Genomic DNA, 21929 nt, shown 5'->3' with positions numbered 1-21929 from the left:
TTGCTGAGCGCTGATAAGTTATCTGTGAGCGCCGATAAATTTTATCGGCGCTCACAGATAACTTATCAGCGCTCAGCAAAATTTATCGGCGTTCGCGGATAAATTTTCAGCGTTCACCAACTTGTATCAGCGATCAAACATAATCGATGTTATTACTTTTTCACTCAGTTTAACACATAGTTATAAAAGCGCTACAAAATATAAACCGAGATCTCCAATTAGGTAGATCTCGGCTTCCTTTTAATCTTCACTTGGAATTTTCGTATGAAGGGGCGGTGGGATTAACCAACCTTTTTCTTTGTTTAACCTTAAAGCTTTGCCGGCTGCTTGGGCTTTGTTCATATGATATTGTCCAAATAACATGGCGATATCTTCTCGCGTGCATTGAGCAATAATCGTTGAACAGCCAACTAAACCTTCAGCTAGTCCTTTAGAAACGCTTGCACTAATTTCTGGATCTGAAAATTTTGCACCCGGAGGAATCTCCTCTAAAGTAGCTAGCGGCTTATCTGGTGCTGCAGGGGGTAAGGCAATCCCGTTTTCTTTTAACACTTCTTCAACTTCTTTAATTTCTGATTTCACACCAGGTATTAATTCTTCAATGAACTTTTTCAGTTCTTTATCACCTGTATGATTACCATATGTTTGTAACATAGAATGAAACCCATTGGCTGCCACTAAAAATGTAAATAAATTATAAACTTCACCATAATGCAGCGGCTCTTTCTTTTGATTTCCACTTAAAATACCCATCGAACTTCACCTCCATTTCAAGTATACACATGTTATTCTTTGATGAAGATGAAGTTTTATTCAGTGAATATTGAAAGATGCAGCAGAGCTGGTTAGGTATTTTCAGGCTGTTGGCGAGTTAGCGTTCCTCTAAATACATAATAAATTCCATTTAGAAATGTCATAAAACCAAACACCATACCAGCGACACCACCGGCAATACCGTTTCCAGTAGAGATTCCTAAGGATATTAGGGTCACGAACCATGTTATTGGGGCTATTAAGAACATGATGACAAATCCACTTGTCACGAGCATCATATTAGTTTTGGATGTGTATTTAACTACGATGATGTTAATTAAAACTAAAAAAGTTACAAATATAATTAAATCCACATTGATCAACCGCCTCTCTAATCATACCATGCCTTTGTCGGCCTAGTTTCAGGGTAACCATGCTTTTCACGAAAGCCTTTTCTTTCTTGTGTAAAATCGTGCCACTTTATATCATTGTACGGTTTCCTAGCATAATGAATGACACAACGGATTTGATCTTCAACACAGCTATCGGTCCAAACGCCAAGTCGTTCTTCAAGTTGGTCAAAAAGCTTTGCTCCATCTTGCTTTTTCATCTCTTCTAATGAATACAACTTAAGGTGATTGACTAATTTTTCAGCAAGTTTAATTCCAATTGTCGGGACTTGTTGGAATTGAGCTAACCCTCTCAACTCTAGTGCTCGTTCAGTTGGTACTTCTAATACATTCGAGAGAAATTCGGTTTCTAAGTAATGAACTTCATTTAATTTAGTTTTGTTTTTTCTAAGTCGATCTCGTTCATTTGACGTTAATGGTAATTTTGTTGTCACAGTCATATTAATACTCCTTAATCTTCTGCATTAAATTTATACCCAAACCCTCTAACTGTTTGAATGTAGTGTGGTTTGTGTGGGTTTTCTTCGACTTTACTGCGTAAATGGCTAATGTGGACTTTGACCGTTTCGATGTTGCCTGTCGCATCATAGCTCCAAATGCGGTCGTAAAGTTGTTCGTGGCTCCAGACACGGTTTGGGTGTTCTGCTAGGTGGATGAGGAGCTCTAATTCTTTTGTCGTTAGTGTAATCGGCTCACCCTTTACATAGCATTTCATATCATCTAGGTCGATTTTGATTCGGCCGTATTCTAGTGTGTTGTTTTTAGCTTTCGGTTTCGTATAATATATACGTAAGTTCGCTTTAATTCGAGCTTCTAATTCTTCAAATTCATACGGCTTCGTCAAGTAGTCATCACCGCCGAGTTCAAAGCATTTCACTTTATCTAATGTATTTCTGCGAACGCTTAAAAAAATGATCGGGATCGTCAGTTTTTCGCGAATCCTTTGACAAACATCAAATCCGTCCATACCTGGCATTTCGATGTCGAGTAAAATGAGCTCTGGCGGTGTTTTGTTGATGATTTCTAGCGCTTCGTCTCCATCTTGCGCGGCTAAAGTTTTGTAGCCTTTACTTTCTAAATACATTTGCGTCATGTCTCGAATGCCTGCTTCATCTTCCACGAGCAAAATGGTTTCGCTCATAAGCTCTCCCCCTCTTTATCTGGTTCAGGCTCTTCGATGACTGATTGTTGTGTAATTGGAAGTTTAATCGAAAATGTCGTACCAACGTTTTGGTCACTTTCAACACTAATGACCCCTTTATGGCTTTCGACGATTTCTTTAGCGATTGCCAGCCCTAGCCCTGTTCCGTGTGGGTTATAACGTGACGAATTAGCCTGCTTATAAAATCGGTCGAAAATGTATGGCATATCTTCTTGATCTATCCCTGTGCCGTTATCTGTTATTTTTATTACTATATGACGTTCGTCAAGGTGAACATGTGCACCTAATGCAATTTCACCGTCCGCTTCAGATGTATATTTGGCGGCATTAGAAATTAAGTTAGAAAACACTTGGTCCATTCGATCGCGGTCGATATAACACATCCAACCGTTTGCTCCAACAAGTTTCCCGTGATTTATACCTCGAAAGCGGCGGTTATGTTGTACAACATTAAATTGACATCTCCGCTCGACTTGTTCGATCCACCGTCTTACATTTACATCAGTTTTATTTAAACTCGTTTTACCTTCTTCTAGTTTTGATAAGTCGAATAAGTCGTTAATTAAGCGGTTAAGGACTTGAATTTTCTTTAAAACTTGCTCGTTGTAATGTTCGTTATAAGGTGACAGTGTTCCTGCTTTTAGCGATTGCATATAACTGTGAATTAATGTCACAGGTGTACCAAGTTCATGCGCGATGTTCGATAACATTTGCCTGCGTGACTGCTCTGCTTCAAGTAAGTTTTCGTTAGCAGCTGTTAAGTCTTTGTTGGCAATTTTTAAAGCTTCTGTTCGCTCTTCAATTTTATCTTCTAGGTGCGTATTTAAATTCGTTAATTCTTGGTTGAGGGTGCGAATGCGGATCAGTGTGCGTACGCGTGATAAGAGTTCCATTTTGTCACAAGGTTTCACGAGATAATCGTTGGCCCCTGCTTCAAAGGAGACGATTTTATCATCGAGTTCACTTTTCGCTGTAAGCATTAAGATTGGCAATTCCATCAGTGAATAGTCACGGCGCAGAAGGCTACACACTTCGTAACCTGACATTTTCGGCATCATTAAGTCTAAAATGAGTAAGTCGACCGGCTTTTCTTGAAGGATCTCGAAAACTTCTTCCCCATCAGATGCTCTGACGACTTCATAACCTTCTAATGCCAACTGGTTCGTTAGTACTTGTAAATTGACCGCTTCATCATCTGCCACTAAAATGCGCGGCTGATTCGCTCGTTTAATCTTTGGTAATTCAACTTTCGTACTTTCACCTGTCAACAAGCGCTCTACTGGTTTCGACACTTCTTCTGCTGTATTTTCCAATTGGACCGGTAGCGTGACATAGAAGGTTGACCCTTGTTTCGGCTGCGATTCAACTGAAAGTGCACCTTCATGCAAATCGACTAAACGTTTTGTAATGCTTAAGCCCATTCCTGTCCCACTAATGGTGTGTGATGGGTCTGCTTGCTGAAACGGGTTAAAAATATATTCTAATTGATCTGCTGATATGCCACTTCCTGTATCTTGGACGCTGATTGTCAATCCGCCCTCTGTTTCGTAAGCCGAAATGAGGATGCGTCCTTCATCTGTGTATTTAATCGCATTGCCGACTAAGTTGTAGAGAATTTGTTGTAGTCGGTTCGGGTCGGCGTGCACAGGTGATAAGTCATCTGGTATGTCTGTGACGAGTTCGATCGGTTTATTATTTATTAAAGGTTTAGAAACAGCAACGACAACTTCAATGACACCTTTGACGTGTACTGATTTTAGCTGCAGTTCTAGCGAGTCATATTTTAACTTTGAAAAATCTAAAATGTCGTTCACTAAATGAGTGAGACGATTTCCGCTTGCAACGATTGTTGATAGTTGTTGCCTCATTTGCTCAGAAACATCACCCGCAATCCCGTCACGCAACGATTCAGCAATGCCGACCATACCGTAAATCGGCGTTCTTAGTTCGTGTGATGTGACAGCTAGAAATTCGTCTTTTAATACGTCTGCCTTTTTCAAGTTTTCCATCGCGAGCTCTTGGCTTTCTCGCGCTTGTTTTTCGGCTTGTTCTTTTTCAGCTCGCATTAAGTTAATTTTGTCAGCTAAGGCGAAGCTTAATAAGACGACTTCAACTGTCATCGCAGCTTGCCCAGCGTATTCGGTTATAAGTGAATATGGGATGATAGCTGCACGCTCTAAAATCGTAATAAACACACCGGTTAAGAAAATCATCCACCCGAGAATATAAAAGCGTGCTTGCCGTGCACCACGTTTTAAACAAATGAAAGCGACGATTAGAACGGTCATAAATGTTAAGAATGCACTAACAATCATCATATTAAGTGCAATGATATGTGAAATGAAAAGCATGATGACAGTTGCTATGTTTAAGGCGATTAGTAAGTATGACAGTCGATTAAATTTCGGTAAATATCGATCGACATCGAGAAAGGCGCGTGTAAATAGTAAGACGAAAACACAGCGAGACTGACCCAAAATGGGGTTGATATTAAATTCCAACTTGGATAGTCTGACCATAAATATTGAAAGCCTACACCGTTGATTGAAATCTTACCTAACAGAGTACAAAGCATCGCAATCACGTAGTAAAAGTAACTGCGCATTTTTAAACTGAAGTATAAAAATAAATTGTAGACGATCATAACGATGATGATGCCGTAAAAAATTCCAAGCAACGTCAGTTCACTTTGTGTTCGGTCAAAAAAAGCATCATGACTCCATATGTAAATAGGTGGGTGTAAGTCGCCCCCACCAACTGCACGAGCGTAAAACGTTTCACTCGTATTCGGTTCGATGTCTAAGTTGACGGCGAAATAACGGTGGTTAACCTCCCGTTCATGAAAAGGTTTTACGACTGCGCCACCTTGAAAAACTGGTTCATATCCTGAGTTCGTTCCCCGGTAAATGTCAAGCTCATACACGAGTGGAAAAGCGAATTCGAGTAGCCATTCTGATTGGTTCGATGCATTTTCAATCTCAAAGCGGATCCATGTAGCCGTTTCGAAAAAGCCGTTACGTTGGTTGATGTGTCTTTCAGATACGAACTGGTCTGCGAATTGTGGAGTGGTGATGTCGCTTAGTTCTAACTGCATGTCGCGATCCTTTACCATTTCAATACTTTCGTAAAGGTCAAGTCGTTCTGTTTCATCATCGAGAATTAACGCTTCTGTTGCGTCGGCTGCTGAACCACTCGGTAGCCAGAGAAGTATTGCGATAATGAAGATTGATGCTATGAAATTTATATGAAAGCGACTCATTTCCCCACCCCCCTCATTATTTATATTTTACTCGAAAGTCGATCATTTTTAAAATTTTCACAAAATAAAACAGCCGACTCGATTTCGAGCCGACTGAGTCACTTATGCTGCTTCGTTGTTCATTTTATTAACTTGCTCTTCGGCGATGTTACCGACAACTGGGAACTTGAACCAATTGCCTTGGTAAGCCTTGATCATACAGACAATCCAAATGACAAACCCAACTGGTGCAAGCAACAGTGATATAAGCCAGCCAATTAATGGAACGAAGCCAATCACCATACTGAGGACAAATAAAGATACCCAAATAAAAATCGATTGGAATGCATGGAAACGGACGAACTTGCTATCTTTTTCAACTAACAAGAATATAAGACCCGTTATGAATCCAAATAAATAACACAACAACCCAGCCACATTGTTTTCTAGACCTGTCGAGCTCTTTTTGTCCTCTTCTTCATCACGAAAAACCTTTTGTTCCTCTACTTGTTGTTCCTCTGTCATATACAGCCCTCCCCCAACAAAAATGATGTATCTTTAATTACATCTTAATGAGGGAAGGTTAAATTTAAGTTAAATGAAGTAAGGAATTTTCAAAATGTGGGAATGCCTAGTTGATTTTGGGTGGGTTGGGTGCGAACGCTGATAATTTTTGCTGAGCGCTGATAAGCTATATGCGAGCGCCAATAATTTTTGCTGAGCGCTGATAAAAGTTTTGTGAGATTCGATGTAGTTTTCGTGCGAACGCCAGAATATTTTCATGAGCGCCTAATTAACTCCTGCGAACGCCAAATAACTCTTATTCGCAATAATCAATCCCCTCGAATTCCATTATTCGGTAAAATATGTTACATTAATGACAGTTGCTTACAAGGGGGTACATATTATGAAGAAGTTTTTCCTTTTTGGCGTTAGTTTTGTTGTCATTTTCGCTGTGTTCCAAATGTTGTCTGGCATGATTTTAACTTGGATGTACACACCAAATGTGAGTGAGGCGTGGAGTATGAGTGGAAGCTTTCCTCAAGAAACGGTGATTGTCGGTAATTTTTCACTCGTGTCGTTAGGAATAATCTTAGCTTCGACGGTGATTGCTTACATTATTTCTAGTAAAATCATTCAGCTCAATAAAAATAAAGCAGAACTTCCATCATAATAGGGAGTTCTGCTTTTTCTTTTTATACGACTAACTCAATCTGATTTCCTGCTGGGTCTTCTATTACGTTACCTTCTACAGGCGAGCCCATTTCTTTTAATCTATGAATGACGCGTCGCGTGATGCTTCATCTGGATAGACAATTTGATACGAATGTAAACCTGCACTGTTTTCTGAAGCTTTAGGTGCTCCAACACCATTCCACGTATTTGCAGCAATATGGTGGTGGTATCCACTTGTTGATAGGAAAATAGCCTGGCCGCCAAATTGGCAAACGACGTCAAATCCGAGTCCGTCGACGTAAAATTTTTCTGCCTGACGTAAATCAGAAACGTGCAAGTGGATGTGGCCCATCACTGTTTTCTCATGCATCCCTTGCCATCCTTGTTCGGTTTTATATTTTACTAAATCCTCAAAGTCTAGTGGATCGACTGCCATTTCTACTTGATCACCGTGCCAAGTCCACGTGTCTGGATCTTTATCTTGGTAGACTTCGATGCCATTACCATCTGGATCATTAAAGTAAATTGCGTCACTGACAAAGTGGTCTGATGCACCAATTGGAACGTTATGTTCTGATAAATGGATGACAAAGTCAGCTAAATGACGGCGTTCTGGTAGTAAAATGGCGAAGTGGTATAAGCCTGAAGTTCGTCTCTGCTTCGGTTCTGGATTTGCTGGTTGTACGAGTTTTAAAATGCTCGTTTGTCCATCTGCTGTTAAATGCGCTGTGTCTTCTGTTTGTTCTAATACGCTTAAGCCGACGATTTTTTGATAAAACTCTAGTGAACGTGCTAAGTCTGTCACTTTAATTGTGACGCGACTGACGAATGTTGTTGGTTTACTATGAAAATTCATGGAACTCCCTCCTCGAAATATTACTTACTTTATGTAAGTAAGTTTACAATTGTAAGCTAAGATTGTCAACTTTTATATAGCTCGTCTATTTTTCATCGTGGTGCATACAATGGCGTTGAGGTGAGAAAATTTGAGTATCGCAACTTTTCATAAAGTACATATATTTTTAGTCATGTTTTTCATGAGTTTAGTCATGAGTGTACAAGCACCATTATTCGCCCCGTTTGCCGCAACGCTCGGTGCTTCTAGTGTGTTAATCGGAATTATGATGAGCACTGGTCAAATCGCCAACTTAACGGGAAACCTAATTGCAGGCCCGTTAGTTGATCGGTATGGGAAAAAGCTATTCATTACACTGCCGATGATGATTTCAGGTGGTTTGTTTATCGCGCATAGTTTTGCGACTGATGCGACGACTTTGCTTGTGTTACGGATTGCAAATGGTTTCGCGCTAGCGTTTTTGATCCCTTCTGCACTCGCTCTTTTATCAAGTTATGCGAAAAATAGCCAACAGCAAGGGAAAAATATGGCGATCTACGGCATGCTGATGACGATTGCTAGTATTCTAGCGCCGTTAGCCGGTGGGAATTTAGGTAATTTACTAGGTTACGAGGCGACTTACTTTTTCATTGGGTCTGGTTTGCTACTGATTAGTATTTATACGTTAGGCTACATTCATGATTCGAGTGCTGTGTCTCCTAGCGACAAGTTGAATAGTAGTTTGACGTTTGGACAAGTGCTCGCACTTCCGACTGTACATATTATTTTGGCAACTGGTTTTGCCGTCATGTATATTCATGGGGTAATCATTTATGAAGTGCCTTATTTAGCGGTTGAAATGGGATATTCGACTGCGCGGACTGGGTTGTTGTTAAGTTTGATGGCGACAGGTACTTTAACGTCTCTTTCACTCTTTTTCCTCCATCGGTTAGATCCTGTTAAACGCTTAATGCTTGGCTTATTCGGTATGTCGATGACGTTATTTGCGATTTTTACCGATATGTTAGCTTTGCCGATTTTGTTATTTATTGTTGGATTCTTCTTCGGGATCGTCATGCCTGCGATGGCAACCGCGATCACAGATGCTGTGTCAAAAGAAGGACATGGACGAGCATTCGGCTTAATGTCGTCCTTTTATTCACTTGGAATTATTGTCAGTTCCTTCGTCACGGGTGCCGTTCGCGATGTCATTTCGCCGTATTTTATTGCTTTTATTATCGGTATGGTAATCTTGACGTTTGTTGGGTATAAAAATATAAACATGACGAGTAAAATAAAAGATAGGCTTCCACAATAGGATGCCTATCTTAAATAACTATTTTAAAATCCATTAACACGGTCACCGCGGATTGGTTCTTCACCGTTCTCAAGTTGAATTCTAATTGAACTACCTTCAAGCCAATCTAAATCATCTGAGACTTGAAAGTGCATATGCGGTTCTGAAGAATTACCAGAATTCCCGACAGCTGCTATGACATCGCCTGTGTTCACTTCATCACCCTCACTTACTTGAACTGAACTTTCTTGAAGATGACCCATGACACTGTATTCATTGTGATCATGTTCAATAATAATATGGTTACCAAGAGGCTGTTCTTCATTGGTTTCAATACCTGGTGTGTTGTCGTGGATATTGTTTTCAATAGATACAACTGTTCCATCAAGTGGCGCAACGACATCTTGTCCAAAGGCATAGTAGCTTTCATTATCTTCTGGATCACCATCGAAGGATGAGTCATTTTCATAGATTAATAGATCGTAAGCATAACGTTGCACTTCTGAAGCGTAATGATAATTGACAAGTTCATTCGTACCACCCCAAAAGACAAGCCACTCTCCAACTACTGGCATGTGATAAGTGTTCTCAGTGTAGGTATCATCACTTTCTGGAAATGTTGACAACGGTGTTAGTTGTAGCCCTTCAATAGTATCATCATCTGCAAAATGCCCACGAATTCCTTGATTACCCTCATTACTAATCCACTGATATTCAGTTAAACCACGAATTGGAGTAACTGACATTACCTCATAGGATTGAACACCTTCATTGAAGTCTTGCCCTAAACCTTCAAATTCTTCTAATGACACTTGTTGTTGAAATGAATCACTAAGCTGTTTATAAAGCTTTTCAAACTCACCCTCTAAAAACTCATCTATAAACTGCTCTGGCGATACAAATTCATCAGTTTCCCCTTCAGTTGACTCTTCTTCATTATTACAAGCAACTAATAATGTTAAAAAGACAACGATTATAAGCATTATGATTTTTTTCATTTTTTCCTCCTAAAGGTAATTGGAATTTATTACTACATTATTACTTTACTACATCATCCCAATATTTAAAAGTATGCACATGAACATACATCCCATTTCTTAAAAATCACTCCTGCAAATAAGACAACCCACGATTGGAGAAGTGGTTGATGAGTTCAGCGATTTGTGTTGGCGATTCTTTCATTCCACTTGCGATCCATTCTTTGATGACGTGGATGGCGCCGCTAATAATATAAGTGCTCAAATAGCTTGAGAATTGTTCGTCTAAGTCTGTTCCTTCCATTGTGTTTTTCATGACAAAGCGGCGGGCGACTTCCATGAGGCGTTTTTCAAAAGTTGAGTCACCGTTTTCATTTAATAACGTTTCGAACATAAGCTTTTTATCGGTAATGTATTCGACGAGTTTTTGGGTCATTAATAAAGCTTCGTCTTCTTTGGTAAAACTATAGCTACTTAAGTAGGCGTTCATATCGTCTATAATTTCGTTTTCTATTTTCGTTAATAAGTCATATTGGTCGGCGTAATGCGTATAAAATGTTGAACGGTTAACATCTGCGAGTTCGCAAATTTCTTTTACTGTAACTGATGCGATCGGTTTCTCAGCTAACAGTTCAATGAGGCTATCTTTTAGTACCATGCGGGTGTATTTTTTGCGGCGGTCCATTTTCTCTCCCACATTAACCCTCCTCTGTGACAATTTTGTTGAAATCCAACACATAGCCAACATCATGTTGGATAACGGACGTAAAGTGCTAAACTGTTTGTTGAATATCCAACACAGTGTCCATATAATAATAAAGTGGATTGATGTTCTATGCAAGAGAGGATGAAACAAAATCGACCTAGCTAGCCGGATTATTAAACATAAAAATTCAATCGTTTGGACGTTTTTCATATTAGGAATCATGAGTACGATCGCGTTTTTCATGGTCCATGTCAATTACAATATGATGGATTATTTACCTGATGATTCACCTTCTATGGAAGCGACCGACATAATGGAAGAAGAATTTGATGAACCTATTGGCAATACACGCGTCATGGTTGAAGATGTCACCATCCCACAGGCGCTTACGTATAAAGAAGCATTACAAAATATAGAAGGTGTTTCGCACATAATGTGGTTAGATGATGCACTTGATTTAAAAGTGCCGCTAGAAATGGCGAACACTGACACGGTCGAACAATATTATCAAGATGATGCCGCTCTCTTCTCCATAACGATCGACGAGGGTTATGAAGTCGAGGCGATGAGCGCGATTTATGATTTAATCGGTGAGGAAAATGCGGCTGATGGTGAGGCTGCAGATACTGCGATGTCTCAAGAAATGGCTGATCAAGAATCGATTTATGCAGCAGCGTTACTCATTCCGATTATCATTATTATTTTAGTTTTATCGACGAATTCATGGGTCGAGCCGCTTTTCTTTTTAACAGCGATCGGCATTTCGGTCATTATTAACTTAGGAACGAATATATTTCTCGGTGAAATTTCATTCGTAACACAGTCCGTCGCCCCGATCCTCCAACTCGCCGTCTCGCTCGATTATGCGATTTTCTTATTGCATAGTTTTTCGGATTATCGAAAACAGGTGCCTGATCCTGCTGAAGCGATGCGGCTTGCGATTAAACGATCATTTCCAGCGATTGCTGCGAGTGCAACGACGACGTTTTTCGGGTTTATTGCCTTAACCTTTATGAACTTTGAAATTGGCGCTGACTTAGGGCTGAACCTCGTAAAAGGTATTGTGTTTAGCTTTATTAGCGTGATGATCTTCTTACCAGCGTTAACGCTTATGTTCTATAAGTGGATTGACAAAACTCAGCACAAGCCAATTGTGCCTGAATTCAAAAATGTTGGTAAACGTGTATTAAAACTGCGTGTCCCTGCATTAATTTTTGTCGGTTTATTAATTGTGCCAGCTTTCTTAGCGCAAAGTGAAACGACATTTATTTACGGTGTTGGTGAACAACCTGACACGACAAGACTTGGTGCTGATGAAATTCAAATTGAAGAACAGTTTGGTGAAAACACACCAATGGTTGTCCTCGTCCCTCGAGGTCAAGTTGCAAAGGAAGAAGAGCTTGTTTATCAATTTGAACAGTTAAACAACGTCTCAAGCGTGATGTCTTATGTTAATACAGTTGACGCAGCGATCCCACCTGAATATTTAGATGAAGACGTAACAGAGTCCTTTTACTCTGACAATTACAGCCGGATCACACTTCATACTGATACAGCAACTGAAGGTGATGAAGCGTTCGCGTTAGTTGAATACGTCCGGGAAACAGCAGCGCAATATTATGATGATGAAGCACAAGTTCTCGGTGAAAGTGTCACGTTATATGACATTAAAGACATTGTACAAAGGGATAATACACTCGTGAACTGGTTGACGGTACTTGCTGTAGCTATTGTGTTAATTGCAACATTCCGTTCTGTGTTTTTCCCTGTTGTGTTACTCATTACGATTCAATCGGCTGTATGGTTTAACTTATCGATCCCATATTTCACTGATTCAACACTCGTCTTTGTCGGGTATTTAATCGTCAGTACCGTACAATTAGCCGCAACCGTTGACTACGGAATTTTATTTACGGAAAACTATAAACATTTAAGAAAGAAAATGCCTGCTTTTGAGGCGATGAAACGGACGGTTGATGAGAAGTTGTTTGCGATTTTCATCTCTGCTGCCATTTTATCAAGTGTTGGGTTTATTTTATGGATTACATCATCCAATCCGATTGTTGGCTCAGTCGGCTTATTGTTAGGACGCGGTGCATTATTAGCATTTTTAAGCGTCGTCTTCCTATTACCAGCACTGTTATTGCTGTTTGATAAATTAATTGAGAAAACGACTTATAAAGCGGATTTCTATAAGGGGAAATGACAATGAAAACTAAACGTCTATCGATCATTTTAATTGCATCCCTTCTGCTGATGCCATCATTTGCTATGGCGACTTCTGATGAATCAGAATCCAATGAGTCCTCCCCGTCACAATTAGACGGTGATGGAGTCTACTCTGAAAAGCACGAAGTTGTCTATGCGACATTAAATCCGTTTGGACAGCAAAATGAGATGTATGTTGTTAACCAGTTTGATGTGATTGAGCATGGCGAAATGATTGATTATGGCCCATATGAAAGTGTTCAAAACTTAACGAATTTAGAAGATATTGAACTAAACAATGAGGAAGTTACATTCAGATCTGGAGAAGACCAGTTTTATTATCAAGGGAATTTAAATGGTGAGCCGCTTCCGTGGACTTTTGACATTCGCTATACGTTAGATGGCGAAGAAGTCAATCCACACGACATTTTAGGTGAAGATGGCCATTTACAAATTGAAATTGAAACGAGCGGCGATGATGAAGTAAATCCTGTATTTTACGAAAATTATTTAATGCAAATTTCGTTAGCATTGGATTCTGAAACTTACAATCAAATTGAAGCTGAAGACGGTACGGTTGCGAGTGCCGGCAAAAATAAACAAGTGACGTTTACCGTAATGCCAGAAGAAGATGAAACGTTTGTCGTTGAAGCAAATGTTAGCGATTTTGAATTCGATGGTGTTGAGATCTCTGCTTTACCACCGAATATGTCTTTTGATGAATTTGATACAGATGAGATGCAAGATGAAATGAACACATTAGCTGAAGCACTAAGTGACTTACATGATGGTGTTGGTGACTTACGTGACGGTGTGTTTGAACTTAATGATGGGGTCAACGACTTACATGATGGGTCTAGTGACTATTTGTCTGGCATGAATGAACTTGATGAAGGCTCTGCTGATTTAGTTGAAGGTTCTCAGGAGATTCAAAATGCTCTTAATCAAATGAGTTCAGGTTTTGAAACAGATGAAGAGATTGATCTCTCTGATTTAGATGAGCTAGAACAAGCGTTAAGACAAATCGCTGATGGCTTATATGAAGCTGGAGAAGGCATTGCCGAGGTCCGTGAAAACTATGATGGCTCACTAGAGTCTTTAAGTGAAGCAATCAATGACATTCCAGTTGGAGAGTTAAGTGAAGACAATTTTGATGAACTTTACGATAGTGACATTGATCCTGAAGTTATTGATGAGTTAGTTCAAACTTATGAAGCTGCTCAAAATGCTAGAGAAAATTTTGATGAATCGAGCGAACTGTTCCATTATGTCGTACCTGTATTAGAAGAATTAGAACAGACGGTAAATGAAATAGCGACGAACTTAGAGCAGACTGCCGATGAATTTGCAGATGGATTAGATGAACTAGACTTCATCGAAGAACTAGAACAACTTGAGACTGGTTTGGAGCAATTAGCTAATCAATACGGTGAGTTCCACGCAGGCTTAGTCGAATATACCGGTGGCGTTGGCGAGCTGTCCTCTAACTATAGTGGTATTCATGATGGCATTGGTGAATTAAGTGATGGTACTGCTGAATTAGGAGACGGTGTCGATGAACTGCATGATGGAACTGGCGAACTCGCTCAAGAGACGAGTGACTTACCAGCACAAATGCAAAGTGAAATTGATGAGTTAATGGATGACTTCGACTTCTCTGATTTCGAACCCGTATCATTCATGTCTGAACGAAATGAAAACGTCGAAACAGTCCAATTCGTCATCCAAACCGAAAGTATCACAATCGATGACGATGAAGACGATGATGAAGTTGAAGAAGAAGAAAAAGGTATATGGGAACGGTTTTTGGATTTGTTTAGATAAAAAATATGCTTGAAGCTTAAATCCGACCTTTTCATCATAAGAGTGAAAAGGTCGGATTATTTTATAATCAATTTCTTTTTAACTGTAAAAATGTCATCGTTATCACCAAAATAACTAATGAACTAAGAGTTAATGTAACAATCCCATGTCCCAAAGTTAGTCCCCAATTTTCAGTAAGAGCCGCTTGTTCCTGGCTAACAATTGAAGAAACTGTATAATAACTAAATGGATTCCAATGTGCATAATTTGCAAAGAAAGCGATCTCTGTCATCCCACTTCCTAACAAATAAATAACAAAAATGGTCATTAAGCCTATCAATAAATGGTTTGTCATAAGTGAAATTAAAAAATAAAGAGTCATACTGAAAACTATAACACCTGCAAATAACGCCAGTGCCTGAACTAAATAAGAGCCTAAATTTAAAAAGCTGTACAACTCTCCTTCTTCATACCTTAAGATTGGATAATTCCAATCACCAAACCGATCAAAGATCATACCTAGTATTGTTGAAACCATCATAACACTGCTTAATGTAATTAAAATAACCACTACACTGGCCATATTTGCGCACGACATATAAAGTACAAATGTTCATAACCAGTTAAATCTTCATATAACACACGATTATCCTGAAGATAAGAAACATCATAATATAATGATGAGTCAGATGGATCTTTACCAAGTAATTTAATTGACCCTTGATCAGGCCGAACTAAATGCGTCATGCAATCAAGCAAAGTCGTCTTCCCAGCCCCATTTGGTCCAACTAAAGCAATAATTTTTGGTTCCTCTACTGAAATATGCACATCTTTCAAGACTTGCTGCCCCTTATAACTTTTAAACAAGTTTTTCACATCAATAATCAATGAGAACCCACCCTTAAACTAATAAAATAACTACATCTGTTAATTAATTCCATTCTAAACTAGATGTTTTTATTGTCAAATAATTCTTAAAATCTTAACCCTCTTTTAATCAAAAAATAAAACGGTCTTTCCTCATTGGGAAAAACCGTTTTCTACTATGATGATTGTACATTTTGACTTTGCTTTTGCACCTCTAGCATTTCTTTTAAAACTCGATGGATGTTTTGTAATGAAAGGAGAATGAAACCGAGCATAATGAATGTGACGATTTCACCTGTTATAAATGCGACAATCCCGAGTACGAATGCTAATGTTATGAAATAGAAGTTTTGCATATTAATCTCTCCCTAGTCCTTGTACTAGTTGTAAGTTTAGCATAATTTGGATATTAAATAACAATTCGAATTGGGTCGATGTCTGCGGGGAATTTATTTGGCGTTTGTACATAATTTTTTGGCGCTCTTGAAATTTAATTGGCGCTTGCTCACGACAATTTATCAGCGTTCACCGATATTTATCAGCGTCCACGAAATTTTATCAGCGCTTGCAAATTTTTATCAGCGTTCAGCTAGACTTTATCAGCGCTCGCAAATTTTTATCAGCGCTCGGCCAAGTTCGACTCAATAAAAAGACGCCCATAAAGAGCGTCTTCTTCTACTTTATTTAATAACTAGTACTGGACAGTGTGAGTCATTGGTTACTTTGTTGCTGACGCTTCCCATTACGATCTTTTTCAAGCCGCTTAAGCCACGGTTTCCTAATATTACGAGATCAACGTCTTGGTCTTTTGCGAATTTAACAATTTCTCTTGCTGGAGGTCCTGATAAAATTTCATAATCGACGTCAATTGCATTGGATAGTTTCAATTTAGCTTCATTGAGTATTTCATCTGCTTGTTGGTCCATAATGTCTACTTGCTGTTGCTCAGAACCATCTGATGCTGGCATTGATGTTGTGTAGTTCGTCGTTTGATGCAACATCGATGTGCCATGTGGAATCGTATGTTGATCTGAGATTGGCGCTGCTGGACTTTGGTCTTGCACGTACGCCACGATCAACTTAGCATCATTTTGCTTCGCGATCCCTTCTGCTTTACTCAATGCTTTCTTACTATCTGTTGAGCCATCATAGGCTACTAACATTTTTGCGAAAAGTTCATTCATACCACAAACCTCCTTGTAAGTTTAAGTATTATACAACTGCTCCTTTCTCAGCTGCTCCTTCTTGGATGCACTTCTTTATGTCAGTAAAAATTTGATTAACATCACAACCTTCTACAACAACTTTCAACCCACTCGTTTCATCTAAAGTTAAAAAAGTTGATACAATTTTCGGTAGATTGCGAGGGCCAACTACACCATGTTCAGTGATAAAATAAAAATCGCCATCTACAGTTTGATTATAATCGTGCAATGAAAGGATCTCGTACATTGTTAGCTGATTTTCAAGTTGAATTGTTTCTGTGTAAATTTCCTTCATTCCACACCCTCCTAGAGTGTTTTGGCTTACTATTTCTATAGACGTTTGTGTAAACGGTTAAACATTTTTTTGTTAAAGGGGGCAAATGTCCTACCTAATTGTTCTACACAAACTCATCGATGATATTTGACAAATTTCTTAATCATCGTTATATTAGGTTCGTAAAGAAAAAATTTAACGTTCTTAACAACCTTAAAGGAAGGTGGTTTATGATCATTTTTTAACGGGCTGTTTTTGCTTTATGGTAAGCAACAGACCCATTTAAAAATGTTTAGCGTTATTGCGCTACATATGTAGTTTAGAACTTTAGTTGAAATCGTAAGTAACAATTTTAGAGGAAATTTTGAGGGGGATCTTAATAATGTTTAATAAGACAAAACTTTTACTACTAAGCGCTGCCCTACTAGTTGTGTTAGCAGCATGCGGTGGTAACGATGAAGCAGAAAACGGAGAAACTGGCGAAACAAATGACAAAGACCCGATTGAAATGGGACAAATTAATTGGGCAGAAAATATTGCGGTAACGAATATGTGGAAAGTTCTTTTAGAAGATCGTGGCTATGAAGTTGACTTAATCAACTTAGATATGGGACCAACGATGACAGCACTTGCAAACGATGAACTAGACATTAGTTTAGAAATTTGGTTACCAGTGCAAGATCATCATTACCTAGAACAATACCAAGACGATATCGACTTCTCTGAAGCAACTTGGTATGACAACGCGAAAGTAGGTCTTGTCGTTCCAGAATATATGGAAGATGTTAATAGCATTGAAGACTTAAATGAGCATGCTGAAGAATTTGATTACCAAATCACTGGTTTCGACCAAGGTGCAGGTACGATGGAAGTTGCTGAAGAAATGGTTGAAGAGTATGACTTAGAACTAGAACTTGTACCAAGCTCTGAGCCTGCGATGATCGCAGCAATTGATGATGCCGTTTCAAACGAAGAGCCGATTGTAGCTCCACTTTGGAACCCACACAGCATTTTCGCTGACCATGACTTAAAATATTTAGATGACCCGAAAGAATCATTCGGTGGCGTAGAAAAGATTCACCACGCAACGCGTCACGATTTTGAAGAAGATTATCCTGAATTCAGTGAATGGTTAAGGAACTGGAAGATGGATGACGAAGAAATTGGTGAGCTAATGGCTTACGTTGAAGAAGCTGAAGAGCCAATCGATGGCGCTCGCGAGTGGATTGATGAAAACGAAGAATTAATCAACGAGTGGATTGACTAATTGAAATTAATTAAAGATGGTAACCAAAAAGGTTACCATCTTTTTTACATTATGTTTTACTGAAAAAACGATCTGCTATAAACATTCCGATTACAAATAAAACCGAAACTACAGTTATGTCTAATAAATTTACAACATCGTTTTCATTAATAAATGAAAAATAAACATATTGTAGAAAGAAAAAAATTACAAATATTATTGGATATTTTAATAATTGACTTGTCATAAGCTGTCGTCTCCCTTTTTATATTAGAAATTGCACCTTACACTATACCATGCCATACTTGCTGCGAATCCTACAACTCCACCTTTTAATGCATTCTTACCTGCTACTTTTATAATCTCTTTACCCAACTCTTGCCATTTCTTTTGCTCTATCAACGTGGCCATTCCACCTGTGAGGAATGCAATACCAGTAGCATCTAGTACAGCATCTTTCATACAGTCAGTCCAACCAGACATTACTGTTAAGTCCCCATTTGACTGATTAACAGGCTCTATACCAATTAAGTCATGAGGTGTTAGCTCTTCTCCATTGGCCACTTTCACCAATGCTTTAATAGAAGGAACAGCTTCCTCACCAAATTTCTCCTCAACCTTTTCCTCATCTAATTTATAATGATCATCTTCTATAATTGTCGCCTCTTCAAATATAAACTCAAAATCTTCGGCTAGCTCTTCAGCTAAGACCTTTTCTTCACCGTTTAATTCACTCGGACTTTCTGCAAAAGCAACATGACTTGGAAAAATAGTCATCACCAACAAAGACATTACTAGTAATAGGTTAATAGTTTTTATTTTTTTCATTCTCCTACCTCCCAACAAAATATATAGACAACTGAGCAACTAAAATTATCTCGCCTCCTACCTATTATTCATTGCCTATAATGTAATTCTAATATAATAATATCTATGTCTAAAAAGCTAGATAACGCATAAATATGCTATTTCCAAATAATATACCTAAGTTTTTTTAATAATACTTATACTTTCTTACAAAATATGCATTTTTGCATAAACTTAGTTATATACTTCTTCTATTATCATACATTTTGCTTAAACACATAAGGAGAGTGCAACTTGTCTACATTTAATCCTGAAAAGCTATTTTTACAGATTCACCCACCAACAAGTTATTCCTCACCAATTGCTGGAAGAAAGTATACACTAACTCACTCTGATGAAACGGGAGATTTTTTTTAGATGTCGGCACTAACTACAACTTAAGTGCGATTGATTGGCAAATGCGTGATGAAGTTTTAGCTGAGTGGATTCAAACTACTGACACACAACATCAATTACTTGGCTATGCGTATGTTGATGGAGGGGAATTTTCATTAGAAGAGGCTGCATTTCGTTATAATATTTTCTTAAAAGAAATGCCACTTGCATTGAAAGCGATTGTTTATGGCGATCTACCTTTATACGAACAGCACCCGTACTTGCTTGATCAACCAATTATCATTGAATATCATTCTTCCTTTCCTGCTTTTCAAAACTCGCTCTATTATGGAACTCCACGCGATATAGTAAATGGCATTTTTCACTCACAACACACAAAGAGTAGTCCATTTTAAACAATTGGACTACTCAATTTTACGCTATGGTTTTAATACAACTTTAATACAATCTTCTGTTTTCGTATCAAATATTTCATAACCTCGTTTTGCATCATCTAGTGACATTGGGTGTGTAATAATATCACTTAAATCAACTTTTCCATGAGCTATTAAGTCATGTAAAAATGGCATATAATGAACAACTGGGGCTTGGCCTGTTCGAATGTTTACATTACGCATAAAGAAATCACCAAATGGAAAGCCATTATAACGTGAACCATATACACCTGTAACTTGCACATTTCCACCTTTACGAACCGCTTGACTTGCCATGACTAATGCGCCCATCGAACCACCATGTAACTTTAATCCTGTTGCAAGAAATTCTAAATCTGTCATTTTTCCGTCCATGCCAACACAGTCAATTACGACATCAGCCCCACCTTTAGTCATCTCATGTAAGTAAGAGCCGACATTTTCATAATCCTCAAAATTAATCACTTCTACATTATTCGTTCGTTTTGCGTGTTCTAAACGGTATCCAACATAATCAACCGCTATAACGCGACTTGCTCCTTTTAACCAGGCAAACTTTTGTGCTAACAATCCTACAGGCCCGCATCCTAAAATAATGACGGTGTCCCCTTCTTTCATTCCCGAATTATCTACACTCCAGTAAGCCGTAGTACCGGCATCAGCTAGCATAATTAAGTTGTCATCATCTACTTCACTTTCTTCAGGAATTTTAAAAGGTGTAAAATTCCCATAAGGGACTCGCATATACTCAGCTTGTCCACCAGGATAACCTCCTGTTGTACCGGAATAGCCAAAGTAAGCTCCCATTTCACCATTATCATTGGATTGATCACATTGGCTTTCTAATTGGTTATCGCAAAACCAACATTCACCACAACTAACGTTAAAAGGGATTACAACCCGATCACCTTTTTTTACTTTCGTTACATCTGGACCAACTTCTTCAACGATCCCCATAGGTTCATGCCCAATTATATAATCTGGTTGAAGGTTCGGAATCATACCATGAATTAAGTGTAAGTCCGAACCACAGATGGCAGTACTCGTTAACTTGACAATTATGTCATCTGATTTTTGTATTTTTGGAGCTTCGACTTCTTTAACGACGACTTCATCGACTCCTTGAAATGTGACAGCTTTCATACATCTTCCTCCAATACTCTGCATTTATTTTGGTGGGGTTGGGAATAAGCCTTTTCGATTATGGTTGTCTGGGAATAGATTTAATCCAGCAATATCAACTGCCGTTTGTGCCGCTTGTAAATCAATTAATTGTTGCTTACTTAAGTCGTATGGATGAAACCATTGCTTTTCCATCATTAAGTTTGTCACTTCTTCTTGAAAGTCAATTGCGGCTTCCATTTGGTTACGAATCGTTGTTCTTACTTCTGGACTTGTCGCCTCTGTTAAAGCAATAGAGTAGTTTCTGACCGCTTCTTTCGTAGTTATTAATAAATCAAGTGCAATGGCCGAATCAACCTGTTCAGGCATACCGACAGCGTTGAGCGGGTCTAAATAATCATTCATCTGATCACCTCATTTACTGTGATTCTGTATAAGGATATAAACGTTTTAATTCTTTAACATCTTTTACAGATGCTTCAACATTCTTTTTCATTAATGCTCGTAAATCTTCGTCAAACACAATACCTTGCATCATTTTCGATTTTAATAATCCAATCGTCTTCATATTTAACAACTCGTGCGCATCTAACGTTTCGTGGTGTGCTAAATCCTCTTTCCCCATTCATTACTACCTCCCGTCACGTATAAACTAAAAATATTCTTCCTCTAATGTCCTCCTCTATTCACATTTACTTCAATACGACTACTTAAGAATAAACTGATGACAAATACGTAACCTAAAGAAAAATAATGTTGGATTGGGGTGAGATGATGGCAAATCAATTAGCTCGTCATGAACGTTTAGAAATGCACGAGATTTTGACGTTAAAGAACATAAGTCTAACAAAAGCTGCCACTATGAAAGGGTTAGTAGGATGCAATCAATTACAGGCTATTCTTCAGGAAGATGTGACAAAGGGCAAGCAACATGTTGAACAGTTAAATGAATTATTAAGCGACGGGAGTAATTAGATTATGACAAATCTTATACAAAAAATTGCAGGCATGAGTGGAATGACAGACCAAGTGAT

At 38.6% G+C, this 21929-nt stretch carries 25 protein-coding genes and 1 pseudogene; 7 read left to right on the top strand and 19 right to left on the bottom strand.

Annotation, left to right across the window (positions count from 1 at the left end; translation table 11 throughout):
* Positions 1–240 precede the first annotated feature (240 nt).
* The 7 genes from A194_RS0105010 to A194_RS0104980 all read right to left on the bottom strand — a co-directional run bounded on the left by A194_RS0105010 (position 241) and on the right by A194_RS0104980 (position 6088).
* Positions 241–753, bottom strand: coding sequence for a DUF3231 family protein (locus A194_RS0105010; protein ID WP_017185776.1), 513 nt, complete (start codon positions 751–753; stop codon positions 241–243).
* Between the two features lie 92 nt (positions 754–845).
* Entirely contained in the window at positions 846–1127 is a 282-nt protein-coding gene (locus A194_RS17385) for a hypothetical protein (RefSeq protein ID WP_017185775.1), read from the bottom strand.
* A gap of 17 nt (positions 1128–1144) precedes the next feature.
* Positions 1145–1603 (bottom strand): helix-hairpin-helix domain-containing protein, encoded by a 459-nt coding sequence (locus tag A194_RS0105000; protein WP_017185774.1) that lies wholly within the window; start codon positions 1601–1603, stop codon positions 1145–1147.
* Positions 1604–1614: 11 nt separating this feature from the next.
* The gene (locus A194_RS0104995; protein WP_017185773.1) at positions 1615–2304 is read right to left on the bottom strand and encodes a response regulator transcription factor; all 690 of its coding nucleotides are present in this window, start codon (positions 2302–2304) and stop codon (positions 1615–1617) included.
* Positions 2301–4802 (bottom strand): ATP-binding protein, encoded by a 2502-nt coding sequence (locus A194_RS20670; protein WP_272942206.1) that lies wholly within the window; start codon positions 4800–4802, stop codon positions 2301–2303. Before A194_RS20670 ends, A194_RS0104995 begins: the two co-directional genes overlap by 4 nt.
* On the bottom strand, positions 4703–5584 hold the full coding sequence (locus A194_RS20970) for a 7TMR-DISM family protein (protein WP_029424995.1): 882 nt from the start codon (positions 5582–5584) through the stop codon (positions 4703–4705). Before A194_RS20970 ends, A194_RS20670 begins: the two co-directional genes overlap by 100 nt.
* 102 nt (positions 5585–5686) lie before the next feature.
* Positions 5687–6088 carry a DUF4870 domain-containing protein gene (locus A194_RS0104980; RefSeq protein ID WP_017185771.1) on the bottom strand — a complete coding sequence of 134 codons (402 nt, stop codon included), beginning with the start codon at positions 6086–6088 and terminating at the stop codon, positions 5687–5689.
* A gap of 382 nt (positions 6089–6470) precedes the next feature.
* Between A194_RS0104980 and A194_RS0104975 the strand changes: the two genes are divergently transcribed.
* Complete coding sequence (locus A194_RS0104975) at positions 6471–6737, top strand: hypothetical protein (RefSeq protein ID WP_017185770.1); 267 nt, start codon at positions 6471–6473, stop codon at positions 6735–6737.
* Between the two features lie 96 nt (positions 6738–6833).
* On the opposite strand, the gene A194_RS17375 is transcribed toward A194_RS0104975, so the two are convergent.
* Positions 6834–7595 (bottom strand): VOC family protein, encoded by a 762-nt coding sequence (locus tag A194_RS17375; protein WP_017185769.1) that lies wholly within the window; start codon positions 7593–7595, stop codon positions 6834–6836.
* A gap of 172 nt (positions 7596–7767) precedes the next feature.
* Here A194_RS17375 and A194_RS0104965 point away from each other — a divergent pair, with 172 nt between their 5' ends.
* Positions 7768–8892 (top strand): MFS transporter, encoded by a 1125-nt coding sequence (locus A194_RS0104965; protein ID WP_100214254.1) that lies wholly within the window; start codon positions 7768–7770, stop codon positions 8890–8892.
* 23 nt (positions 8893–8915) lie between these two features.
* Here the strand turns inward: A194_RS0104965 and A194_RS0104960 are convergent, their stop codons facing one another.
* Together A194_RS0104960 and A194_RS0104955 are read right to left on the bottom strand one after the other, a co-directional pair.
* Positions 8916–9869: a M23 family metallopeptidase gene (locus A194_RS0104960; RefSeq protein ID WP_017185767.1), complete on the bottom strand. Its 954-nt coding sequence runs from the start codon at positions 9867–9869 to the stop codon at positions 8916–8918.
* 106 nt (positions 9870–9975) lie between these two features.
* Positions 9976–10545, bottom strand: a complete 570-nt coding sequence (locus tag A194_RS0104955; RefSeq protein WP_017185766.1) for a TetR/AcrR family transcriptional regulator — start codon at positions 10543–10545, stop codon at positions 9976–9978.
* A gap of 229 nt (positions 10546–10774) precedes the next feature.
* On the opposite strand from A194_RS0104955, the gene A194_RS0104950 reads away from it, so the two are divergent.
* Both A194_RS0104950 and A194_RS0104945 read left to right on the top strand, forming a co-directional pair.
* Positions 10775–12760 carry an efflux RND transporter permease subunit gene (locus A194_RS0104950; protein WP_017185765.1) on the top strand — a complete coding sequence of 662 codons (1986 nt, stop codon included), beginning with the start codon at positions 10775–10777 and terminating at the stop codon, positions 12758–12760.
* A gap of 2 nt (positions 12761–12762) precedes the next feature.
* Positions 12763–14586, top strand: a complete 1824-nt coding sequence (locus A194_RS0104945) for a YhgE/Pip domain-containing protein (protein WP_017185764.1) — start codon at positions 12763–12765, stop codon at positions 14584–14586.
* 67 nt (positions 14587–14653) lie between these two features.
* Here the strand turns inward: A194_RS0104945 and A194_RS0104940 are convergent, their stop codons facing one another.
* From A194_RS0104940 to A194_RS0104920, 5 genes are all read right to left on the bottom strand, one after another.
* Entirely contained in the window at positions 14654–15148 is a 495-nt protein-coding gene (locus A194_RS0104940; protein ID WP_157783027.1) for a hypothetical protein, read from the bottom strand.
* Complete coding sequence (locus A194_RS0104935; protein ID WP_017185762.1) at positions 15136–15453, bottom strand: ATP-binding cassette domain-containing protein; 318 nt, start codon at positions 15451–15453, stop codon at positions 15136–15138. The genes A194_RS0104940 and A194_RS0104935 overlap by 13 nt, the downstream gene beginning before the upstream one ends.
* A gap of 155 nt (positions 15454–15608) precedes the next feature.
* Positions 15609–15788, bottom strand: a complete 180-nt coding sequence (locus tag A194_RS0104930; protein WP_017185761.1) for a hypothetical protein — start codon at positions 15786–15788, stop codon at positions 15609–15611.
* 324 nt (positions 15789–16112) lie between these two features.
* Positions 16113–16616 (bottom strand): universal stress protein, encoded by a 504-nt coding sequence (locus A194_RS0104925; protein ID WP_017185760.1) that lies wholly within the window; start codon positions 16614–16616, stop codon positions 16113–16115.
* A gap of 28 nt (positions 16617–16644) precedes the next feature.
* Complete coding sequence (locus tag A194_RS0104920) at positions 16645–16932, bottom strand: hypothetical protein (protein ID WP_017185759.1); 288 nt, start codon at positions 16930–16932, stop codon at positions 16645–16647.
* Positions 16933–17293: 361 nt separating this feature from the next.
* On the opposite strand from A194_RS0104920, the gene A194_RS0104915 reads away from it, so the two are divergent.
* The gene (locus A194_RS0104915) at positions 17294–18178 is read left to right on the top strand and encodes a glycine betaine ABC transporter substrate-binding protein (RefSeq protein WP_017185758.1); all 885 of its coding nucleotides are present in this window, start codon (positions 17294–17296) and stop codon (positions 18176–18178) included.
* A gap of 249 nt (positions 18179–18427) precedes the next feature.
* Here A194_RS0104915 and A194_RS0104905 read toward each other — a convergent pair whose 3' ends face one another.
* Positions 18428–18985, bottom strand: coding sequence for a hypothetical protein (locus A194_RS0104905; protein ID WP_017185756.1), 558 nt, complete (start codon positions 18983–18985; stop codon positions 18428–18430).
* A 273-nt stretch (positions 18986–19258) separates the two neighbouring features.
* On the opposite strand from A194_RS0104905, the pseudogene A194_RS17370 reads away from it, so the two are divergent.
* Positions 19259–19755 (top strand): annotated as a pseudogene (locus tag A194_RS17370) (staygreen family protein).
* A 24-nt stretch (positions 19756–19779) separates the two neighbouring features.
* Here A194_RS17370 and A194_RS0104895 read toward each other — a convergent pair.
* From A194_RS0104895 to A194_RS0104885, 3 genes are read right to left on the bottom strand one after another with little or no spacing between them, the layout of a single operon-like run.
* Positions 19780–20916 carry a zinc-dependent alcohol dehydrogenase gene (locus tag A194_RS0104895; RefSeq protein ID WP_017185755.1) on the bottom strand — a complete coding sequence of 379 codons (1137 nt, stop codon included), beginning with the start codon at positions 20914–20916 and terminating at the stop codon, positions 19780–19782.
* 24 nt (positions 20917–20940) lie between these two features.
* Complete coding sequence (locus A194_RS0104890) at positions 20941–21300, bottom strand: spore coat protein (RefSeq protein ID WP_017185754.1); 360 nt, start codon at positions 21298–21300, stop codon at positions 20941–20943.
* A 13-nt stretch (positions 21301–21313) separates the two neighbouring features.
* Positions 21314–21520: a hypothetical protein gene (locus A194_RS0104885; protein WP_017185753.1), complete on the bottom strand. Its 207-nt coding sequence runs from the start codon at positions 21518–21520 to the stop codon at positions 21314–21316.
* Positions 21521–21669: 149 nt separating this feature from the next.
* Here A194_RS0104885 and A194_RS0104880 point away from each other — a divergent pair, with 149 nt between their 5' ends.
* Positions 21670–21870 carry a hypothetical protein gene (locus A194_RS0104880; RefSeq protein ID WP_017185752.1) on the top strand — a complete coding sequence of 67 codons (201 nt, stop codon included), beginning with the start codon at positions 21670–21672 and terminating at the stop codon, positions 21868–21870.
* The last annotated feature ends 59 nt before the right edge of the window (positions 21871–21929 follow it).

Origin of the sequence: Alkalibacillus haloalkaliphilus C5 (genome assembly GCF_000269905.1) — a bacterium.
Lineage (GTDB): Bacteria > Bacillota > Bacilli > Bacillales > Alkalibacillaceae > Alkalibacillus > Alkalibacillus haloalkaliphilus_A.
This window is presented reverse-complemented; position numbering and strand designations above follow the sequence as displayed.

Coding starts and splice junctions, on each gene's coding strand:
- A194_RS0104950 (WP_017185765.1), top strand. CDS start 10,775: ATGAGTACGATCGCGTTTTTCATGGTCCATGTCAATTACAATATGATG.
- A194_RS0104905 (WP_017185756.1), bottom strand. CDS start 18,985: ATGAAAAAAATAAAAACTATTAACCTATTACTAGTAATGTCTTTGTTG.
- A194_RS0104885 (WP_017185753.1), bottom strand. CDS start 21,520: ATGGGGAAAGAGGATTTAGCACACCACGAAACGTTAGATGCGCACGAG.
- A194_RS0105000 (WP_017185774.1), bottom strand. CDS start 1,603: ATGACTGTGACAACAAAATTACCATTAACGTCAAATGAACGAGATCGA.
- A194_RS0104895 (WP_017185755.1), bottom strand. CDS start 20,916: ATGAAAGCTGTCACATTTCAAGGAGTCGATGAAGTCGTCGTTAAAGAA.
- A194_RS0104975 (WP_017185770.1), top strand. CDS start 6,471: ATGAAGAAGTTTTTCCTTTTTGGCGTTAGTTTTGTTGTCATTTTCGCT.
- A194_RS0104930 (WP_017185761.1), bottom strand. CDS start 15,788: ATGCAAAACTTCTATTTCATAACATTAGCATTCGTACTCGGGATTGTC.
- A194_RS17375 (WP_017185769.1), bottom strand. CDS start 7,595: ATGAATTTTCATAGTAAACCAACAACATTCGTCAGTCGCGTCACAATT.
- A194_RS0104890 (WP_017185754.1), bottom strand. CDS start 21,300: ATGAATGATTATTTAGACCCGCTCAACGCTGTCGGTATGCCTGAACAG.
- A194_RS20970 (WP_029424995.1), bottom strand. CDS start 5,584: ATGAGTCGCTTTCATATAAATTTCATAGCATCAATCTTCATTATCGCA.
- A194_RS0104995 (WP_017185773.1), bottom strand. CDS start 2,304: ATGAGCGAAACCATTTTGCTCGTGGAAGATGAAGCAGGCATTCGAGAC.
- A194_RS0104920 (WP_017185759.1), bottom strand. CDS start 16,932: ATGAAGGAAATTTACACAGAAACAATTCAACTTGAAAATCAGCTAACA.
- A194_RS0104925 (WP_017185760.1), bottom strand. CDS start 16,616: ATGAATGAACTTTTCGCAAAAATGTTAGTAGCCTATGATGGCTCAACA.
- A194_RS0104980 (WP_017185771.1), bottom strand. CDS start 6,088: ATGACAGAGGAACAACAAGTAGAGGAACAAAAGGTTTTTCGTGATGAA.
- A194_RS0104945 (WP_017185764.1), top strand. CDS start 12,763: ATGAAAACTAAACGTCTATCGATCATTTTAATTGCATCCCTTCTGCTG.
- A194_RS0104960 (WP_017185767.1), bottom strand. CDS start 9,869: ATGAAAAAAATCATAATGCTTATAATCGTTGTCTTTTTAACATTATTA.
- A194_RS0104965 (WP_100214254.1), top strand. CDS start 7,768: ATGTTTTTCATGAGTTTAGTCATGAGTGTACAAGCACCATTATTCGCC.
- A194_RS0105010 (WP_017185776.1), bottom strand. CDS start 753: ATGGGTATTTTAAGTGGAAATCAAAAGAAAGAGCCGCTGCATTATGGT.
- A194_RS0104940 (WP_157783027.1), bottom strand. CDS start 15,148: ATGGCCAGTGTAGTGGTTATTTTAATTACATTAAGCAGTGTTATGATG.
- A194_RS0104880 (WP_017185752.1), top strand. CDS start 21,670: ATGGCAAATCAATTAGCTCGTCATGAACGTTTAGAAATGCACGAGATT.
- A194_RS0104915 (WP_017185758.1), top strand. CDS start 17,294: ATGTTTAATAAGACAAAACTTTTACTACTAAGCGCTGCCCTACTAGTT.